The organism is Micrococcales bacterium (assembly GCA_016703125.1).
GTDB lineage: Bacteria > Actinomycetota > Actinomycetes > S36-B12 > UBA10799 > JADKAV01.
In genome coordinates this window covers 1-17,075 of sequence record JADJCR010000014.1, presented here as the reverse complement: position 1 = coordinate 17,075, position 17,075 = coordinate 1, and the positions used below count along the sequence as shown (strand labels likewise).

Annotated in this window: 17 protein-coding genes and 1 pseudogene; 11 read left to right on the top strand and 7 right to left on the bottom strand. The window is 68.9% G+C overall.

Annotated elements, in window-relative coordinates; translation table 11 throughout:
- Positions 1–255 precede the first annotated feature (255 nt).
- Both IPG68_14980 and IPG68_14975 read left to right on the top strand, forming a co-directional pair.
- Positions 256–1,221 carry a Ku protein gene (locus IPG68_14980; protein ID MBK6764479.1) on the top strand — a complete coding sequence of 322 codons (966 nt, stop codon included), beginning with the start codon at positions 256–258 and terminating at the stop codon, positions 1,219–1,221.
- Positions 1,218–2,601 (top strand): annotated as a pseudogene (locus IPG68_14975) (NAD(P)H-quinone dehydrogenase). Before IPG68_14980 ends, IPG68_14975 begins: the two are co-directional and overlap by 4 nt.
- A 3-nt stretch (positions 2,602–2,604) precedes the next feature.
- Here IPG68_14975 and IPG68_14970 read toward each other — a convergent pair.
- Genes IPG68_14970 through IPG68_14960 form a run of 3 tightly spaced genes read right to left on the bottom strand, consistent with a single transcriptional unit; the run spans position 2,605 to position 5,670 of the window.
- Entirely contained in the window at positions 2,605–3,891 is a 1,287-nt protein-coding gene (locus tag IPG68_14970; protein MBK6764478.1) for a hypothetical protein, read from the bottom strand.
- Positions 3,892–3,908: 17 nt separating this feature from the next.
- Positions 3,909–5,024, bottom strand: coding sequence for a hypothetical protein (locus tag IPG68_14965; protein ID MBK6764477.1), 1,116 nt, complete (start codon positions 5,022–5,024; stop codon positions 3,909–3,911).
- The gene (locus IPG68_14960) at positions 4,990–5,670 is read right to left on the bottom strand and encodes a hypothetical protein (protein ID MBK6764476.1); all 681 of its coding nucleotides are present in this window, start codon (positions 5,668–5,670) and stop codon (positions 4,990–4,992) included. The genes IPG68_14965 and IPG68_14960 overlap by 35 nt, the downstream gene beginning before the upstream one ends.
- A gap of 136 nt (positions 5,671–5,806) precedes the next feature.
- On the opposite strand from IPG68_14960, the gene maf reads away from it, so the two are divergent.
- On the top strand, positions 5,807–6,538 hold the full coding sequence (gene maf / locus IPG68_14955; protein MBK6764475.1) for a septum formation inhibitor Maf: 732 nt from the start codon (positions 5,807–5,809) through the stop codon (positions 6,536–6,538).
- Here the strand turns inward: maf and IPG68_14950 are convergent.
- From IPG68_14950 to IPG68_14940, 3 genes are read right to left on the bottom strand one after another with little or no spacing between them, the layout of a single operon-like run.
- Positions 6,514–7,839 carry a glycosyltransferase family 2 protein gene (locus IPG68_14950; protein ID MBK6764474.1) on the bottom strand — a complete coding sequence of 442 codons (1,326 nt, stop codon included), beginning with the start codon at positions 7,837–7,839 and terminating at the stop codon, positions 6,514–6,516. The genes maf and IPG68_14950 overlap by 25 nt on opposite strands.
- Positions 7,812–8,015, bottom strand: a complete 204-nt coding sequence (locus IPG68_14945) for an acyl-CoA carboxylase subunit epsilon (GenBank protein MBK6764473.1) — start codon at positions 8,013–8,015, stop codon at positions 7,812–7,814. Before IPG68_14945 ends, IPG68_14950 begins: the two co-directional genes overlap by 28 nt.
- Positions 8,012–9,604 carry an acyl-CoA carboxylase subunit beta gene (locus tag IPG68_14940; protein ID MBK6764472.1) on the bottom strand — a complete coding sequence of 531 codons (1,593 nt, stop codon included), beginning with the start codon at positions 9,602–9,604 and terminating at the stop codon, positions 8,012–8,014. Before IPG68_14940 ends, IPG68_14945 begins: the two co-directional genes overlap by 4 nt.
- Before the next feature lie 18 nt (positions 9,605–9,622).
- Between IPG68_14940 and IPG68_14935 the strand changes: the two genes are divergently transcribed.
- Genes IPG68_14935 through IPG68_14920 form a run of 4 tightly spaced genes read left to right on the top strand, consistent with a single transcriptional unit; the run spans position 9,623 to position 13,542 of the window.
- Entirely contained in the window at positions 9,623–10,381 is a 759-nt protein-coding gene (locus IPG68_14935; GenBank protein ID MBK6764471.1) for a biotin--[acetyl-CoA-carboxylase] ligase, read from the top strand.
- 31 nt (positions 10,382–10,412) lie between these two features.
- Positions 10,413–10,967 (top strand): PH domain-containing protein, encoded by a 555-nt coding sequence (locus IPG68_14930; GenBank protein ID MBK6764470.1) that lies wholly within the window; start codon positions 10,413–10,415, stop codon positions 10,965–10,967.
- Positions 10,964–11,980: an adenylate/guanylate cyclase domain-containing protein gene (locus tag IPG68_14925; protein MBK6764469.1), complete on the top strand. Its 1,017-nt coding sequence runs from the start codon at positions 10,964–10,966 to the stop codon at positions 11,978–11,980. The genes IPG68_14930 and IPG68_14925 overlap by 4 nt, the downstream gene beginning before the upstream one ends.
- A gap of 38 nt (positions 11,981–12,018) precedes the next feature.
- Positions 12,019–13,542 carry an acyl-CoA carboxylase subunit beta gene (locus tag IPG68_14920; GenBank protein MBK6764468.1) on the top strand — a complete coding sequence of 508 codons (1,524 nt, stop codon included), beginning with the start codon at positions 12,019–12,021 and terminating at the stop codon, positions 13,540–13,542.
- Between the two features lie 7 nt (positions 13,543–13,549).
- Here IPG68_14920 and IPG68_14915 read toward each other — a convergent pair whose 3' ends face one another.
- Entirely contained in the window at positions 13,550–13,978 is a 429-nt protein-coding gene (locus IPG68_14915) for a GtrA family protein (GenBank protein ID MBK6764467.1), read from the bottom strand.
- Positions 13,979–14,110: 132 nt separating this feature from the next.
- Here IPG68_14915 and IPG68_14910 point away from each other — a divergent pair, with 132 nt between their 5' ends.
- From IPG68_14910 to IPG68_14895, 4 genes are all read left to right on the top strand, one after another.
- Positions 14,111–15,271, top strand: coding sequence for an acyl-CoA dehydrogenase family protein (locus IPG68_14910; protein MBK6764466.1), 1,161 nt, complete (start codon positions 14,111–14,113; stop codon positions 15,269–15,271).
- Positions 15,264–16,415 carry a 5-(carboxyamino)imidazole ribonucleotide synthase gene (locus IPG68_14905; protein ID MBK6764465.1) on the top strand — a complete coding sequence of 384 codons (1,152 nt, stop codon included), beginning with the start codon at positions 15,264–15,266 and terminating at the stop codon, positions 16,413–16,415. The genes IPG68_14910 and IPG68_14905 overlap by 8 nt, the downstream gene beginning before the upstream one ends.
- Positions 16,408–16,908: a 5-(carboxyamino)imidazole ribonucleotide mutase gene (purE, locus tag IPG68_14900; protein ID MBK6764464.1), complete on the top strand. Its 501-nt coding sequence runs from the start codon at positions 16,408–16,410 to the stop codon at positions 16,906–16,908. The genes IPG68_14905 and purE overlap by 8 nt, the downstream gene beginning before the upstream one ends.
- On the top strand, positions 16,905–17,075 hold a 171-nt coding region (locus tag IPG68_14895), incomplete at its 3' end, for a hypothetical protein (protein ID MBK6764463.1). The genes purE and IPG68_14895, both read left to right, overlap by 4 nt.

Here is a 17,075-nt window from a genome sequence, read left to right as displayed (position 1 = left end):
GGGGTTGCGGGTGTGCCCGATCGCTCCCGGGGGCTGAAGGCGGGAGAGGTGCCGCAACCGGGGAGATTCGTTCCAACCGTGCACGATCGCTCCCGGCTGGAGGTATCGCTCCCGGGTTGAGGAACTGCGCACGTTCGGAGGCCGGGAGCTGAGGCGGGAGAGGTGCCGCAACCCCGGAGACGTCCGGACACGTCAGGAAGCTCTCATCGCCCCGGCACTGGCATATATCCACTCGGACAGAGCATGCTAGGGGACGTGCGTGCGATCTGGAAGGGTTCGATCTCCTTCGGCCTGGTGTCCGTCCCGGTGAAGGCCTACGCGGCCACCGAGGATCATGATGTGCGCTTCCATCAGGTGCACGCTGTCGACGGCGGTCGGGTGAAGTACAACCGCGTGTGCCGGGAGTGCGAGAAGGTGCTGGAACTGGCCGAGATATCCAAGGCCTACCAGGTGCCCAACGGCCCCACCGTGGTCCTGACCGAAGAGGACTTCGCGAGCCTACCGGTCACCTCGTCCAAGGAGATCGACGTCGTTGAGTTCGTGCCGACCGACCAGGTGGATCCGGTGTGGTTCGACAAGAGCTACCTGTTGGAGCCTGACGAGCGCTCGTTGAAACCGTACGTGCTGCTGCGCCGGACGCTGGGCGAGACCGAGTTGACGGCCATCGTGAAGGTGAGCCTGCGGCAGAAGCAGCAACTCGGGGTGCTGAGGGTGCGTGAGGACGTGCTCATGCTACAGACGATGCTCTGGCCCGACGAGGTCCGTCCGGCGCGCTTCGACATCCTCGAACAGGACGTGGACGTGCGTCCGCAGGAGTTGGCGATGGCCTCGTCGCTGGTCGAATCCCTGGCCGGCGAATTCGACCCCGACCAGTACCACGACGGCTACCGCGAGCAGTTGCTGGCGCTGATCGACGCCAAGGTCAACGGCGGCGAGGGCATCGTCGCCAGCGAGGCACCGACCGCAGACGGCGGTGAGGTAGTCGACCTGCTCACGGCGCTGCGGCAGTCACTCGAGCGGGCAGGGGGCGAGCCGGCGAAGAAGGCCCCCGCCAAGAAGACCGCGGGCAGGACAGCCGCCAAGAAGGCGCCGGCGAAGAAGGCAGCGGCGAAGACTCCGGCCAAGAAGGCGCCTGCGAAGAAGCCCGCCGCCAGGAAGGCGGCCCCCTCCAAGACCGCGGCGAAGAAGGCGCCGGCGAAGCGCACCCGGAAGACCGCATGAGCGGAGTGCCGGGATCTGTCGTCGTCATCGGCGGTGGCCCAGGGGGTTACGAGGCCGCACTGGTCGCCGCGCAGTTCGGGGCAAACGTCACGGTGATCGAGGCCGGGGGCATCGGCGGTGCCGCGGTGTTGACCGACTGCGTCCCGAGCAAGACGCTGATCGCCACCGCCGAACGGGTGGGACGTGCGAACGTGTCGGGTCAACTGGGCGTGCGGGTGGCCGGGGAGGTCCCCGGCCCCGGGACGGTGAGTGTGGACTTCGCGCTGCTCAACAAGCGGGTCCTCGACCTCGCCGCGGCGCAGAGCGAGGACATCGCCCGACGGCTGCGCGATGTCGGCGTGCAGATCGTCCATGGGCACGGCCGCCTCCTTGATGCCCACACGGTGGCCGTGGATGCCGCGCAGTACCGCGCCGACGTCATCCTGCTGGCCACAGGTGCCCGTCCCCGGAGTTGCCCAGCGCGGTCTCCGACGGACAGCGGATCCTGACCTGGCAGCAGTTGTACGACCTCACGGACCTGCCCGAACGCCTGATCGTGGTGGGCTCCGGGGTGACGGGAGCCGAGTTCGCGGGCGCCTACACAGCACTGGGGTGCGAGGTGGTGCTCGTCTCCTCGCGGGAGCGGGTGCTGCCCACGCAGGACCCGGATGCCGCCGAGGTGCTCGAGGTGGTGCTGCAGCACCGCGGCATGGAACTCGCGTCGGAGACCCGGGCCGAGGCCGTCGAGCGGACCGAGGACGGTGTCCTGGTCACGTTGCAGGACGGCTCGCAGTTGGCCGGTAGCCATTGCCTGATGGCCGTAGGAGCCGTGCCCAACACCGCTGACCTCGGCTGCGAACACGTGGGGTGGCACTCGACGTCCACGGCTACGTCGCCGTGGACAAGGTGTCACGCACCAGCGTCCCGGGCATCTATGCCGCCGGCGACTGCACCGGCGTGATGCCACTGGCCAACGTGGCTGCGATGCAGGGTCGCATCGCCATGTGGCACGCACTGGGCGAGGCGGTGTCGCCACTGGATCTCAAGGTGGTCAGCAGCAACGTCTTCACCGACCCGGAGATCGCCAGCGTCGGGGTCACCCAGGCCGATGTCGACTCCGGGATCGTGCGCGCCCACGGGATCCGGTTGCCGCTGGCCACCAATGCGCGGGCGAAGATGCAGGGCCGCGATGACGGCTTCGTCAAGATCTTCTGCCGTGGTTCGGGCATCGTCGTAGGCGCCGTCGTGGTGGCCCCGAGCGCCAGCGAGCTGATCTACCCGCTGGCCCTGGCGGTGGAACTCGGGCTGAACGTCGATGACCTCGCCACGACGTTCACGGTCTATCCGTCGCTGAGCGGGTCCATCGCCGAGGCGGCGCGTCGACTGCACCGCATGGATTGAGGCTCACCAGCCCCCGAAGTCGCCGCCTCCACCGAAGTCCCCACCGCCGAAGTCTCCGCCCCCGCCGAAGTCGCCTCCGCCGAAGTCGCTGCCGCCACCACTGAAGTCACCGCCGGACCACCCGGAGTCGTAACCGCCGGTGTGCATGCCGCCGGTCATCATGTTGCCCAGCATGGTGCCCACCAGGATCGTGGAGAACAGGTCCATGCCGCTGTTGCCGTAGTAGCCGCTGGCGTAGCCGCCGTACTGTGGCCCCGCCTGCCAGTAGGGCTGGCGGGCACCATTGGCGGCTGGCACCATGCGTACCTGCGGGTCGAGGCCGTCGTCGAGCGCGGCTGAACAGGCCGCACACGCGGGCACGTCCCGGGACTGGGCAGCGCCGGCGGGTGTGTAGAGGACGTCCTTGATGCTGACGCCGTGCCGTGGGTCGAAGAAGCAGGGCGGCCTGCGTTCGGGGATGACGTCGCCGGCCATTCGTGCCTGCACGCAGGCGACGCGGTACCGGCCTTCGTCGAGGGCCTCGGTGACAGTGCGTGCCTCGTTCGGCGTACGCATCGCATCCGAAGCCTTCTTAGCCTGTTCGTACTGGTCGAGGGCGGCCATCCAGTCCGCACGGTTCTCCTCGGTGGTGATGGCCTGCGAATCCACGCCGTCGAGGGATTCCCCGAAGTCGGTGATGTCCTCGTCGAGTGCCTGCTTCACCGATGCCAGGGCCGCGGCCTCGGCGCGCTTCTTGCGCCGTGAGCCCATGAAGACCAGACCGCCGGCGCCTGCTGCCAGACCCCCCAGGACCAGCAGCGGGACGAGCGCGCTGCCGCCGGAGGAGGATCCGGCCGGTTCCGGCTGGGTGACCGTTCCCCCGTTGTCGATGGACTCCACGTTGGTGACGAACTGGCTGAGCACGGCGTACACACCGTTGCCCTGCTGCTGCTGGAAGGCCGCGGTGGCCGCCTCGGAGGAGGTCGACCGGAACTGGCTACCCACGACAGCGGCGTAGGTGCCCGGTTCCCCGACGTTCTGCTGCAGGTAGCGCACAACATCCTCGGTCGTGCGCGAACCGCGCGCCGCCGCCGGCAGGATGGCGACGTAGACCGAGGAGCCACTACTGACGATCTGGTCGCTGAGGTCGGCGGCCTGGGCATCCGTGAGCGCGTTCTCCGCCTTGGGATCGTTGTAGACCGGGTCGGAGCGCAGGGCCGAAACGACGTCGTCGATGGTGGTCGCACTCGCGGGAGCCGCGATCCAGCCGACGAGCAGCAGGGTGATGAGTGTCCAGAGTGCCCGTCGCACGGCCGGCCTCCCGGTGGCTAGTCCTTGATTTCGCAGAGAACAGTCCCTGTAGGTACCGTAGCCCCGATTTCGGCACTCAGCCCAGCGATGGTGCCCGCCTTGTGGGCGTTGAGCGGCTGCTCCATCTTCATGGCCTCGAGCACCACGACCAATTCACCGGCCTCGACGGTCTGACCCTCCTCGACCGCGACCTTGACGATCGTGCCCTGCATAGGCGCGGTCAGCGCGTCGCCGGAGGCACCGCCGCCAGAACTCTTCTTGGCGCGTTTCGCCGGGCGCTTGCCGCCGGCGGCGGGTGCAGCCGTGCCGACCGAGAGCGCCGCGGGCAAGGTGACCTCGATGCGCTTGCCGCCGACCTCGACGGTGACGGCCTGCCGCTCACCCTCGCCCTCTTCAGCGGACACGCCGCCGTCGTAGGCAGGGATCTGGTTGTCGAAGGCGGTCTCGATCCAGCGGGTGTGGACGGTGAAGGTCTGCTTGGGGTCCAGCGGCGCGAAGGCCGGGTCCTCGACGACCACACGGTGGAAGGTCAGCGCAGTGGCGATGCCCTCGACCTCGAAGTCCGCCAGGGCCCGGCGGGCGCGCTGCAGGGCCTCCTGGCGGTCGGCACCGGTGATGATCAGCTTGGCGAGCAGGGAGTCGAAGTTGCCCCCGATCACGTCCCCGGTGGTGAAACCCCCGTCCAGGCGCACGCCCGGTCCCGACGGCGGCTTCCACACGGTCAGCACGCCGGGTGCCGGGAGGAAGTTGCGCCCGGGGTCCTCGCCGTTGATGCGGAACTCGATGGAGTGACCGCGCAGTTCGGGGTCGTCGTACCCGAGTTCCTCACCGTCGGCGATGCGGAACTGCTCGCGGACCAGGTCGATTCCGGCGACCTCCTCGGAGACCGGGTGCTCCACCTGCAGACGGGTGTTGACCTCGAGGAACGAGATGGTGCCGTCCTGGCCGACGAGGAACTCGCACGTGCCGGCGCCGGTGTACCCGGCTTCCTTGACGATGGCTTTGCTCGCGCGGTAGAGCTCGGCGATCTGCTTGTCCGACAGGAAGGGCGCGGGGGCTTCCTCCACGAGTTTCTGGTGGCGGCGTTGCAGGGAGCAGTCACGCGTGGAGACCACGACGACGTTGCCGTGCATGTCGGCGGAGGACCTGGGTCTCGACGTGCCGGGGGTTGTCCAGGTAGCGCTCCACGAAGCACTCACCGCGACCGAAGGCGGCGACCGCCTCGCGGACCGCGGAGTCGTACAGTTCCGGCACCTCGTCGAGGGTGCGGGCGACCTTGAGGCCGCGCCCCCCACCGCCGAAGGCGGCCTTGATGGCGATCGGCAGCCCGTTCTCCTTGGCGAACTCCACGACCTCGTCGGCCCCGGAGACCGGGTCCGGGGTACCCGCCACCAGCGGCGCGCCGGCGCGCTGGGCGATGTGCCGTGCGGAGACCTTGTCGCCCAGGGAGCGGATCGCCGCCGGTGGTGGCCCGATCCAGATCAGCCCGGCGTCGATGACCGCCTGGGCGAAGTCGGCGTTCTCGGACAAGAAGCCGTACCCGGGGTGGACGGCGTCGGCTCCCGAGCGCTTGGCCACGTCGAGCAGTTTCTCGATGACCAGGTAGGTCTCGGCGGCGGTCTCGCCGTCCAGCGAGTAGGCCTCGTCGGCGGCCTTGACATGCAAGGCGTCGCTGTCGGAGTTGGCGTAGACGGCGACACTGGCCAGGCCGGCGTCCCGGCAGGCCCGCGCGACACGGATGGCAATTTCCCCACGGTTGGCGATCAGCACTTTGCGCACACTCCGAGTCTAGGTGGCGGACCTCCGGGCGGGCGGGCTGGGCCGACGGCTTGGCGGGCAGCGTCCACCACAAGTGGGCGGAACACCGAAAGCCAATTCTGCAATCCGCCCACTTGTGGCTGTCGACGCGCCGGATATGGGTGATTTGCGAGGTTTCGGGACGCCACAAGTGGGCGCGCAGGGGGTGCCGCCGCCCACTTGTGGCGGCGACCGTCGGGTGAGTCGCTGCTGCGGCTGGCGCGTACCATCGCTGCGCGTGCGCCTGATCCTCGCCTCGGCATCCCCGTCCCGCCTGCGTTTGCTGCGGGCCGCCGGGATCGAACCTGAGGTCGTGGTCAGCGGTGTTGACGAGGACGCCCTCATCGCCGGTCTGCCCGCGGCCGGGCCCGAACAGGTGGCGGTGCACCTCGCGCTGGCCAAGGCGCGGTGGGTCGCCCGGGACAACCCCGGCCGACTGGTGCTCGGGGCCGATTCCGTGCTCGATGTCGACGGCCGAAGCCTGGGCAAGCCGTTGACGGCGGACGTGGCCGTGCGCAGATGGCACGAATTGCGTGGACGCTCCGCGGAACTGATCACCGGCCAGTGCCTGATCCACGCCGCCGGCGAGGTCGTCGCGGCTGCCCGCACCACCGTGCACTTCGCCGACCCCGACGACGAGGAGATCGCCGCGTACGTGGCGACCGGGGAGCCGCTGCAGGTGGCCGGCGGCTTCACGCTGGACGGCTACGGCTCGGCGTTCGTGACCGGTGTGGAGGGGGACCCGGCCAATGTCATCGGGCTCGGGATACCGCTGCTGCGCGACATGGTGCGGCAGGCAGGACTGCGCTGGATGGACCTGTGGGATCAGGCCGGCGCGACGACGAGCTGACCGGCGGCGGAACTGAAGTGCAGTCCGTCGGTGGTCACCGGTTCCCCGTCGTAGGCCACCGCCACGGACAGGTCGTCCCAGCAGGCCAGCGCGCGGGCCGGGCCCGGCAGGGGCTGGCGGGGACGCAGGGTCTCATCGACGCCGATCACCGCGCCGTCGACCGACAGTTCCAGCCGGGGGCTGGTCACCCGCACCCACTCCGGCCGGCTCACCACCCGGATCCCCTTGCTGGGATCCTTGCGTGCCCGGGGGCGCACCACGACGATGTCGTCGGCGGGCACCGGACCGATGAACCAGTGGCCGTTGGCGCGCTCGGCGGGCACAAGTTCGTCGGCGCGTGCCTGCGCCAGAGCCACGCTGACCCCCGGGTCCCCGAGCCGGGCCGCGCGTGAGGCCAGCCGCGGCCACGGGGTCAGCGTCGACTCCAGGTGAGCGGGGATGAACTCTGCTGCCACGTCCGAGGTGGCCTGGACGTAGGCCGCTTGGCGGTCCGGGGGCATCCCCGGCAAGTACCGCGGCCCGAGGTAGCGCAGGAGTTTGCGGCGGTAGATGTCGACGATGATCTCGTCGGCGTGAACGGGGACCCGCCGCGCGGAGCCCATGATGTCGGCCACGCTGCGTCCGTGCGCGCGGGGGTCGCGCGGCGCGTAGGAGATGTTCGTGCCCTCGCGGCCCATGTAGTGGTAACCGAGCCGGTCGCCGAAGCGGCTGATCCGACCGCCCCCGACGTAGGCGCGGGCCACCAATTGCCCGTCCTCGAGCGGTACCCGGTCCTCGGTGAAGCGCAGGCCGAGCGCCTCGAAGTAGGCGCGCCGGAACAGTTTGTGTGGGGTGAGACTGAGGAAGGCCTCGCGCGGGTCGAGGTCCACGGCACTGCTGAAGACGGGTTCGCGGGTCGTGTAAGAGTGCCCCTCGGCCAGCACTGCCGGCAGCACGACGTCACTGTCGTGCTCGTCGGCGAATGTGACCAGGTCGGCCAGCAGGGTCGGTTCGCACCAGTCGTCGGCGTCGGCGTAGAACAGGTAGCGGCTCTCACTGACATCGACCCCCACGTTGCGTGGCCGGCCCGGCCAGCCCGAGTTCGGCTGGTGGATGACGTGGAAGCGCTCGTCCGCGGTGGCGATGTCGTCGCACATCCGCTCCGAGCCGTCGGTGGACCCGTCGTCGACCAGCCACACGTCGAACGACCCGCTGGTCTGGTTCTGCAGGCTGTCCAGCAACTCGCGCAGGTACGGGGCCTTGTTGAAGACCGGGACGATGACGCTGACGTCGATCACGGCCGCGGCAATCCCGACCGCCACCAGGCACCCGGACCTGCGGGCAGCGTCACCCGCATCCCCGGCCGCGCCCAGTTGGACATCTGCTCATCGCCCTGCGGAGCCGGCGCACCGGCCGCGGCCGCGGACAGCAAGGAGATCACCACCGCGAGTTCCTCGTCGCCGGGGTTGCCGTGCACCACCTCGAAGCGCGCGCTCACAAGGGGATGTTCCCATGCTTCTTCGGCGGCAGCACCTCTCGCTTGCTGCGCAGTGCCCGCAGCGCCTGCACGACCTGACCGCGGGTCTCGTGCGGCATGATCACGCGGTCGACGTAACCGCGGTCGGCCGCGAGGTAGGGGTTGGCCAGCGCGTTGTCGTACTCCGCGACCAGGCGCGCACGTTCGGCGTCCGGATCCTTCGCGGCGGCCACCTCCTTGCGGTACAGGATGTTGACCGCACCCTGGGCGCCCATGACTGCGATCTGCCCGGTCGGCCAGGACAACTCGATGTCCGCCCCGAGGTGCTTGGAGCCCATGACGACGTATGCGCCGCCGTAGGCCTTGCGGGTGATGATGGTGACCTTGGGGACGGTGGCCTCGCCGTAGGCGTAGATGAGTTTGGCGCCGCGCCGGATGATGCCGTTCCACTCCTGGTCGGTGCCGGGCAGGAAGCCGGGCACGTCGACGAAGGTGATGACCGGGATGTTGAAGGCGTCGCAGGTGCGCACGAAGCGGGAGGCCTTCTCGCTGGCGTCGATGTCCAGGGTCCCGGCGAACTGCATCGGTTGGTTGGCGACCACGCCGACCGAATGCCCCTCGACACGACCGAAGCCGATCACCATGTTGGGCGCCCACAAGGGCTGCACCTCGAGGAACTCGCCGTCGTCGAGCACGTGCTCGATCACGGTCTTGATGTCGTAGGGCTGGTTGGGGGAGTCGGGGATGATCGTGTCGAGTTCCCGGTCCTCGTCGGTGATCTCCAAGGTGGCCGGGTTGTCGTAGGCCGGCGCCGGGTCCATGTTGTTGCTGGGCAGGTAGCTCAGCAGGCTCTTGACGATGTCGAGGGCGTCGTGTTCGTCGGCGCCCATCATGTGGGCCACACCGGACTTGCTGTTGTGGGTGCGGGCACCACCGAGTTCCTCGAACTCGACATCTTCGCCGGTCACGGTCTTGATGACGTCCGGGCCGGTGATGAACATGTGGGAGGTCTTGTCGACCATCACGGTGAAGTCGGTGATCGCCGGGGAGTAGACCGCCCCACCGGCGCACGGGCCCATGATCAGCGAGATCTGCGGGACGACGCCGGAGGCGTGCACGTTGCGCTGGAAGATCTCTCCGTACAGGCCCAGCGACACCACGCCCTCCTGGATGCGGGCACCGCCGGAGTCGTTGATCCCGACGACGGGGACGCCGGTGTTCATCGCCATGTCCATGACCTTGACGATCTTCTCCCCGAACACCTCGCCGAGGCTGCCGCCGAACACCGTGAAGTCCTGGGCGAAGACGCACACCGGCCGGCCGTCGATCGTCCCGTACCCGGTGACCACGCCGTCGCCGTAGGGCCGGGTCTTCTCCAGGCCGAAGTTGTTGGATCGGTGCCGGGCCAGTTCGTCGAGCTCGACGAAGGAACCGTCGTCGAGCAGCCACTCGATGCGCTCGCGGGCGGTCATCTTGCCCTTTGAGTGCTGCTTGTCGATCCCGCGCTGCCCGCCGGCCATGGCCGCGACCTCGCGGCGAGCGGTGAGGTCGGCCAGCTTCCCAGCGGTCGTGGTGAGGTCCGGGGTCGAATCTGCCGATTGGGCGCTCATATTTCGTACGGTAGCAACGTGAGAGCTGATGAGTACCATGCGGTGACCGACGTTTGTGCGCGCATCGGGTGGCCGGCCCCACAGGTCGTGGCGAGCACCGGCTCCACGAACGACGACCTGGTGGGAGTCGCCGGTCACGGCCTGGTGCGCATCGCCCAGGAGCAGACCGCCGGCCGCGGCCGCCTCGACCGGACCTGGATCAGCCACCCGGGCGATGGGCTGACCTTGTCCATCCGCTTGGACGTCCCCACCACCGTGCGGGCGTGGGGGTGGATCCCTTTGCTGGCCGGGCTGGCCGTGGCTGATGCGGCCCGCGACGCCGGTGCCGCCGGGGTGGGGGTGAAGTGGCCCAACGACGTGGTGTCCGGGGACGGCAAGCTCGCCGGGATCCTGTCGGTGCGCGACGCGAACAGCGCCATCGTGGGGATCGGGGTCAATCTGGCGTTTGCGGACGACCGCCCCGACCCGCAGGCGCTCAGCGTGGCTGAGATCGGCGGGGACCCGGATGCAGATGCGTTGGCCGCCCATGTTGTGGGCGGGCTGCACACCTGGTACTCCCGCTTCGTGGCATCCGGCGGGGACGCCCGGCGCTGCGGGGCTCACGAGGCGTATTCCGCACAGTGCGTGACGCTCGGCCGCGACGTGGAGGTGTTCGCCCCCGATGGGGTGTGGCAGGGGCACGCCACGGATATTGACGCCGAGGGCCGCCTGCTGGTGCGGGATCGCCACGCGCTGGTGCGCGCGGTGTCAGCGGCCGATGTGAGCCTGAAGGGGTGATCCCGCGGCCCGAACGTGGCACGATTCGGCTATGGGCTACCCGACGAAACTCCTCGGCGACGACGAGCAGGTGCAGTTCGAACTGCGCCCGGCGTGGAAGACGCTGATCTGGCCGATCATCTGGTTGCTGGTCATCATCGGGGTGACCGCCTTCCTGCTCGCCAAGGTGAACTCCTGGTTCGAGGGCTCCACCGGCACCATCATGACCTGGGTGCTGGCCATCGCCGCACTCATCGCGCTGTTCATCATGGTCATCAGGCCGTTCTTGTTCTGGTGGACCACGCAGTACGTGTTCACGAACCGCCGGATCATCATCCGCACCGGGATCGTCGCCCGCCGTGGCCGGGACATGCCGTTGTCGAAGGTCAACGACGTCTCCTTCGACCACTCGGTCTGGGAGCGCGTCCTCAACTGCGGGACGCTGATGATCGAGAGTGCCGCGGAGAACGGGCAGTTGGTCATCGAGAACATCCCGAACGTCGAGCAGGTGCAGCGCGAGGTGTACCGCCTGCATGACGAGGACGACTCGTTCCGGCGCTCGCGCAACCACGGGATCGACCCGAGCCCGCCGACCGTCGAATCGTGAGCAGAGGCAAAGGATCTGACGTGCCGGACCTCTCCGCCATCCAGGAGCGGTTGCTGGGCGGGCCGTTCAAGTTCACCCGCGACGAGGTGGCCGCGGATGCCGGGGTGCCCCTGGAGTCCGCCCGTGTCCTTTGGCGCTCCATGGGGTACGCCGACGTGGGGGAGGCGGTCGCGTTCACCGACGCCGATGTCGCGGCGCTGCACCGCATGCTGCACTTCATCGAGGTCGGCAACATCGATCCGGACACCGCCAATGATCTGGTCCGCGGGCTCGGCCAGACCACCGCCCGCCTGGCCGACTGGCAGGTCAACACGCTGGCCGGACTTCTGGAGCGTGCCGGCACCATCGACGTGGCGGACGGTCTGGCGCTGAGCACCTTGGGCGAGTTCACCGACGAACTCGACCGGCTCATGCCGGACCTGGAAGCGCTGCTGGTCTATGTCTGGCGGCGTGCCCTGGCGACCGCGGTGAGTCGAGCCGCCGCCACTGGTCGGGAGTCGGCGGACGACTCTGGGGTCATGAGTGTCGGGTTCGCCGACATGGTCGGCTACACGCGGCTGTCGCGGCGGTTGCCCGAGCATGAACTCGCTGGGCTCGTGCAACGATTCGAGGCTGTCAGTGCGGACATCGTGGCGGCCTCCGGCGGCCGGCTGGTGAAGACGGTAGGCGACGAGATCCTGTTCACCGCACTGTCGGCGAGCCACGCCGCCGACATCGCGCTGCACCTGCACGAGACCCACGCCGCAGACGACAGCGTGCCGGAGGTGCGCGTGGGTCTGGCCACCGGACAGGTGGTTTCCCGGATGGGTGACGTCTTCGGGAGCACGGTGAACCTCGCCAGCCGATTGACCGCGATGGCCAAGCCCGGCGGCACCCTCGTGGATGCCGAGACGAGGGCGCAGCTCGAGGAGGATCCCCGCTACGTGTTGCGCGGCCAGCGTGGGCGGCCGGTACGCGGATTCGGCGTGCTGCGGGCGTTCGTACTCGCCCGGGGCACCGGCTACCGGGACTGACGCGGCGCAGCCCGCGGGGGCGCCCCTACGCTACGCATGTGAACACCCATGATCTGAAGTCGTTGTCCGAGCAGGTCAAGGCCGGGGGCGCGAAGAAGTACCACGAGGCCAACGCCCGGCGCGGGAAGTTCTTCGCCCGCGACCGTATCGACCGGTTGGTGGATACGGGCTCCTTCGTGGAGGACGGGATGTACGCCAACGTCAAGGCCGACGGGCTGCCGGCCGACGGCGTGGTCACCGGCACTGCGACGATCGACGGCCGGACCGTGTGCCTGATGGCCAACGACTCCACAGTCAAGGCCGGCTCCTGGGGGGCCCGCACCGTGGAGAAGATCATCCGCATCATCGAGGTCGCCCTGCAGACCGGTGTCCCCATGGTCTACCTCGTCGACTCGGCCGGGGCCCGGATCACCGACCAGGTGGACCTGTTCCCGGGGCGGCGCGGGGCCGGCAAGATCTTCCACACCCAGGTCAAGGCCAGCGGCGCGATCCCCCAGGTGTGCGCGCTGTTCGGGCCGTCGGCGGCGGGCGGGGCGTACATCCCGGCGTTCTGCGACATCGTGATCATGGTCGAGGGCAACGCGAGCATGTACTTGGCCAGCGACCGCATGGTGCAGATGGTGACCGGGGAGAAGACCACCCTGGAGGAGATGGGTGGCGCCCGGGTCCACTGCGTGGACAGCGGCGTCGGCCACATGCTGGTCAGCAGTGAGTCGGACGCACTGCTCGGGGTCAAGCGGTACCTCAGTTACCTCCCCGAGAACTGGGAGCTGGATCCGCCGGACGCGCAGCCGGTCGCCCCTGTGAACGTGGACCTGCGGGCCCTCGTCCCGGAGTCCGAGCGGCAGGCGTTCGACATGTACCGGTACGTCCGGGGCCTCGTCGACGCCGACACCTTCTTCGAGATCCACGCCCTCTGGGCCACGGAGCTGATTGTGGGTTTCGCCCGTATGGATGGCGATGTGGTCGGCATCGTGGCGAACAACTCCAGTTCCAAGGGCGGGGCACTGTTCGTCGACTCCGCGGACAAGGCAGCGCGCTTCGTGCAGCTGTGCGACGCGTTCAACGTCCCGCTGGTGTTCCTGTCGGATGTGCCCGGGTTCATGGTCGGGACGATCGTGGAGAAGCAGGGCATCATCCGCCACGGAGCGAAGATGATCACGGCGATCAGCGAGGCGACGGTGCCGAAGATCTGCGTGGTGGTGCGCAAGGCGTACGGCGCCGGCCTCTACGCGATGGCCGGCCCGGGGTTCGAGCCCGACGCCACGATCGCGCTGCCCACCGCCAAGATCGCAGTGATGGGCGCGGAGGCGGCGGTGAACGCTGTCTACGCCAACAAGATCGCAGCCCTGGAGACCGACAACGAGCGCACGAAGTTCATCCTGGCCATGCGCGAGGAGTACGAGCAGGACATCGACGTGATGCGCCTGGCGTCCGAGCTGGTCGTGGACGCGGTCATCGAGCCCGAGGATTTGCGCGACGAAATCATCACCCGGATCGCGCGGGCACGGACCAAGGACCGGTTCTTCTCGCACCGCCGGCACGGGGTCACGCCGGTCTGAGGCGGTCCTAGACCATCGCCTCGTCGGCCACGATCCGCTCGGGAACCTCCGGGAAGACCCACTTGCGGTAGGACCAGAAGCGGAACAGCGTGCCGAGGCCGAGGCCGATGACGTTGGCGCTGATGTTGTCTGCCAGTGGCCCGGTGAGCCCCAGCGCGTAGTGGCTGAACCACAGACACCCGAGGGTGATCAGCAGAGCTGCGCCGTTGAGTGCGAAGAAGAGGGAGTACTCCCGCAGGTAACTGGTGCGGCCCCGGTCGGAGAACGTCCAGATGCGGTTGCCGATGTACGCCACGGTTGTGGCCACGATCACGGATACAACTTTCGCGGTCAGCGGCTTGTCGTACAGAGGTCCCTCCCCGCCGGCGAACCGCAGGAGGTTGAACAACCCCACGTCCACGACGAGCGCCACCAGGCCCACGACGCCGAACTTCATGACCTGTGCGACCAGATCCTCGGCGCGCAGCCACAGCGACCTCACGGCGATGGGGATTCTCACCTCCTCAGGGTACCCAGGGGATCGGGAAACTAGTCTGGAAGCCGGCAGTGATTTCGCCTACCGGAGGGGATTGTTATGGATCTGCGACTGACCGAGGAGCACGAGGCGCTGCGCAAGACCGTCGAGTCCTTCGCCCAGGACGTCGTCGCGCCCGTGATCGGGGACTACTACGCGCGTGGTGAGTTCCCCTATCCGCTGGTCGCGCAGATGGCGCAGATGGGCTTGTTCGGGCTGCCCTTCCCCGAGGAGTACGGCGGGATGGGCGGCGACTACACCGCGCTGTGCGTGGCCATTGAGGAACTTGCGCGGGTCGACTCCTCCATCGCGATCACGCTGGAGGCGGGCGTCAGCCTCGGGGCGATGCCGATCTTCCGGTTCGGTTCCGAGGAACTGAAGGCGCGCTGGCTGCCCGAACTCACCTCCGGGCGGATGCTGGGCGCCTTCGGTCTCACCGAGCCCGGGGCAGGCTCCGACGCTGGTGGTACCCGCACGACCGCGCGGCTGGAGGGCGACGAGTGGGTGATCAACGGCACGAAGGCCTTCATCACCAACTCCGGCACCGACATCACCGGCCTCATCACCGTGACCGCGGTGACGGGCGAGCATGCGGGGCGCAAGGAGATCTCGAGCATCCTCGTGCCGGTCGGCACGCCGGGCTTGAGCGTCTCCGAGCCGTACAAGAAGGTCGGCTGGGACGCCAGCGACACCCGCGAGGTCTCCCTGGCCGACGTCCGGGTGCCGGCTGACAACCTCGTCGGGCAGCGCGGACGCGGCTATGCGCAGTTCCTGTCCATCCTCGACGAGGGCCGCATCGCGATCGCCGCGCTGGCCGCCGGGCTGGCGCAGGGATGCGTAGATGTCAGCGTCCGGTACGCCCACGAGCGGGAGGCGTTCGGCCGGCCGATCGGCAGCAACCAGGCGGTGCAGTTCATGATCGCCGACATGCACATGCGGGCGCACATGTCGCGGCTGGCGTGGCGCGAGGCCGCCGGGCGCATGGAGCGCGGCGAGCCCTTCAAGCAGCAGGCCGCGATCGCCAAGCTGTTCACCTCCGAGGCGGCCATGGACAATGCCCGTGCGGCCACCCAGGTGCACGGGGGGTACGGGTTCATGCTGGAGTACGCCGCGGGCCGGTTCTACCGCGATGCGAAGATCCTCGAGATCGGAGAGGGCACCAGTGAGGTGCAGCGCATGCTGATCGCCCGTGACCTCGGACTGCCCGGTGCCTGATCTTCCCCCGGGCACACCCCGGGTCGGCATCATCGGCGGCGGGCAGTTGGCCCGCATGAGCCAGCAGCCGGCGATCGCGCTGGGCATCCAGTTGCACGTGCTGGCCGACTCGGGACACGACAGCGCCTCCCAGGTGATTCCGGCGATGTCCGTGGGCGGTCCCGCCGATGCCCACGCCATCCGTCAACTGGCGCAGTCGGTGGACGTCGTCACGTTCGACCACGAGCACGTGCCGCAGGAGATCATCCGCGCGTTGGAGGCCGACGGCGTCGCCGTGTACCCGGGCTCCGAGGCCCTGCTCTACGCACAGGACAAGGCCGACATGCGCCGCCGGCTGCAGGGCGCGGGCTTCCCGGTGCCGGCCTGGCAGGTCGTGGGTTCAGCGCAGGAGGTCGACGCGTTCAGCACGGTATGGCCGAAGGTCCTCAAGGCCTCCAAGGGCGGCTACGACGGCAAGGGCGTCTGGGTCGTCGACGACCTCGCTGCCGCACGCGAGGTGATGTCCCACGATCTCGGGCCGGGTGCTGTGTGGATCGTCGAGGAGTTGGTGGGCTTCACGCAGGAGATCGCCGTCCAGGTGGCCCGGTCGCCGCACGGACAGGCTGTGGCGTACCCGCCGGTGCGCACCGTGCAGACCGACGGCATCTGTGTGGAGGTGGTGGCGCCCGCCGTACCGCACGGGGCGTCGGCGGAGGCGGCCGAGGCGCTGGCGCTCGGGGTGGCCAAGGAACTCGGGGTCGTGGGCATGCTCGCCGTGGAGATGTTCGACACCCCCGGCGGCCTGGTGATCAACGAGTTGGCCATGCGCCCGCACAACTCCGGTCACTGGAGCATCGAGGGGGCGCGCACCTCGCAGTTCGAGAACCACCTGCGCGCGGTCCTCGACATGCCACTGGGCGACCCCCGGCCCCGCCAGCCGATCGCTGTGATGGTCAACATCCTCGGCGGCGACCTGCCGGACCTGCACATCGCTTTCCGGCATGTCATGGCCCGCGATCCGGGGTTGAAGATCCATCTGTACGGCAAGGACGTGCGGCCCGGGCGCAAGGTCGGCCATGTGACCGCACTGGGCGACGACGAACAGGCATTGCGCGACCGTGCGTGGCATGCCGCCGACTACTTCCGAGGAGTCATCGATGAGTGAGCCGCAGGTCGCCGTGGTCATGGGCAGCGACTCGGACTGGCCGGTCATGTCCGAGGCCGTCAAGGCGTGCGCGGAGTTCGGCATCGCCTGTCACAAGGACGTCGTGTCCGCTCACCGCATGCCCGACGAGATGCTCGAGTTCGGACGGACGGCCGCCGATCGAGGGTTCCGGGTGATCATCGCGGGGGCTGGCGGCGCTGCCCACCTGCCCGGGATGCTCGCCGCGGTGACGCCGTTGCCGGTCATCGGCGTGCCGGTGCCCTTGGCCCGCCTGGACGGACTGGACTCCCTGTTGTCCATCGTGCAGATGCCCGCCGGCGTGCCGGTGGCCACCGTGGCCATCGGGAACGCGCGCAACGCCGGGTTGCTGGCGGTGCGGATCCTGGCCGCGTCGGACGCGGATCTGCGGCAGCGCATGCGTGACTTCCAGGCAGACCTGCGCGAAACGGCAGCGGCGAAGGGCGAGATCGTGCGGCGTGCGGAGGGGACGTGAGCGAGGACGGTGAGGTGTGCCACTTGCCTGGCCCGGCGGGGGCCCGCGACCTGGACCTGTACGGCACCGATGACCTGGTGGCACGCCTCCTGGCAGAGGCCCAGACTTGGTTCCTTGTCGGGTTGAGCACCAACCGGGCGCGCGCCGCCTACGGGGTGGCGCAATTC

Bases quoted from the DNA above. Each gene is read 5' to 3' on its own strand.
- maf (MBK6764475.1), top strand. From the start codon at position 5,807: ATGGGTGATTTGCGAGGTTTCGGGACGCCACAAGTGGGCGCGCAGGGG.
- IPG68_14915 (MBK6764467.1), bottom strand. From the start codon at position 13,978: ATGAAGTTCGGCGTCGTGGGCCTGGTGGCGCTCGTCGTGGACGTGGGG.
- IPG68_14965 (MBK6764477.1), bottom strand. From the start codon at position 5,024: ATGCACGGCAACGTCGTCGTGGTCTCCACGCGTGACTGCTCCCTGCAA.
- IPG68_14940 (MBK6764472.1), bottom strand. From the start codon at position 9,604: ATGAGCGCCCAATCGGCAGATTCGACCCCGGACCTCACCACGACCGCT.
- IPG68_14930 (MBK6764470.1), top strand. From the start codon at position 10,413: ATGGGCTACCCGACGAAACTCCTCGGCGACGACGAGCAGGTGCAGTTC.
- purE (MBK6764464.1), top strand. From the start codon at position 16,408: ATGAGTGAGCCGCAGGTCGCCGTGGTCATGGGCAGCGACTCGGACTGG.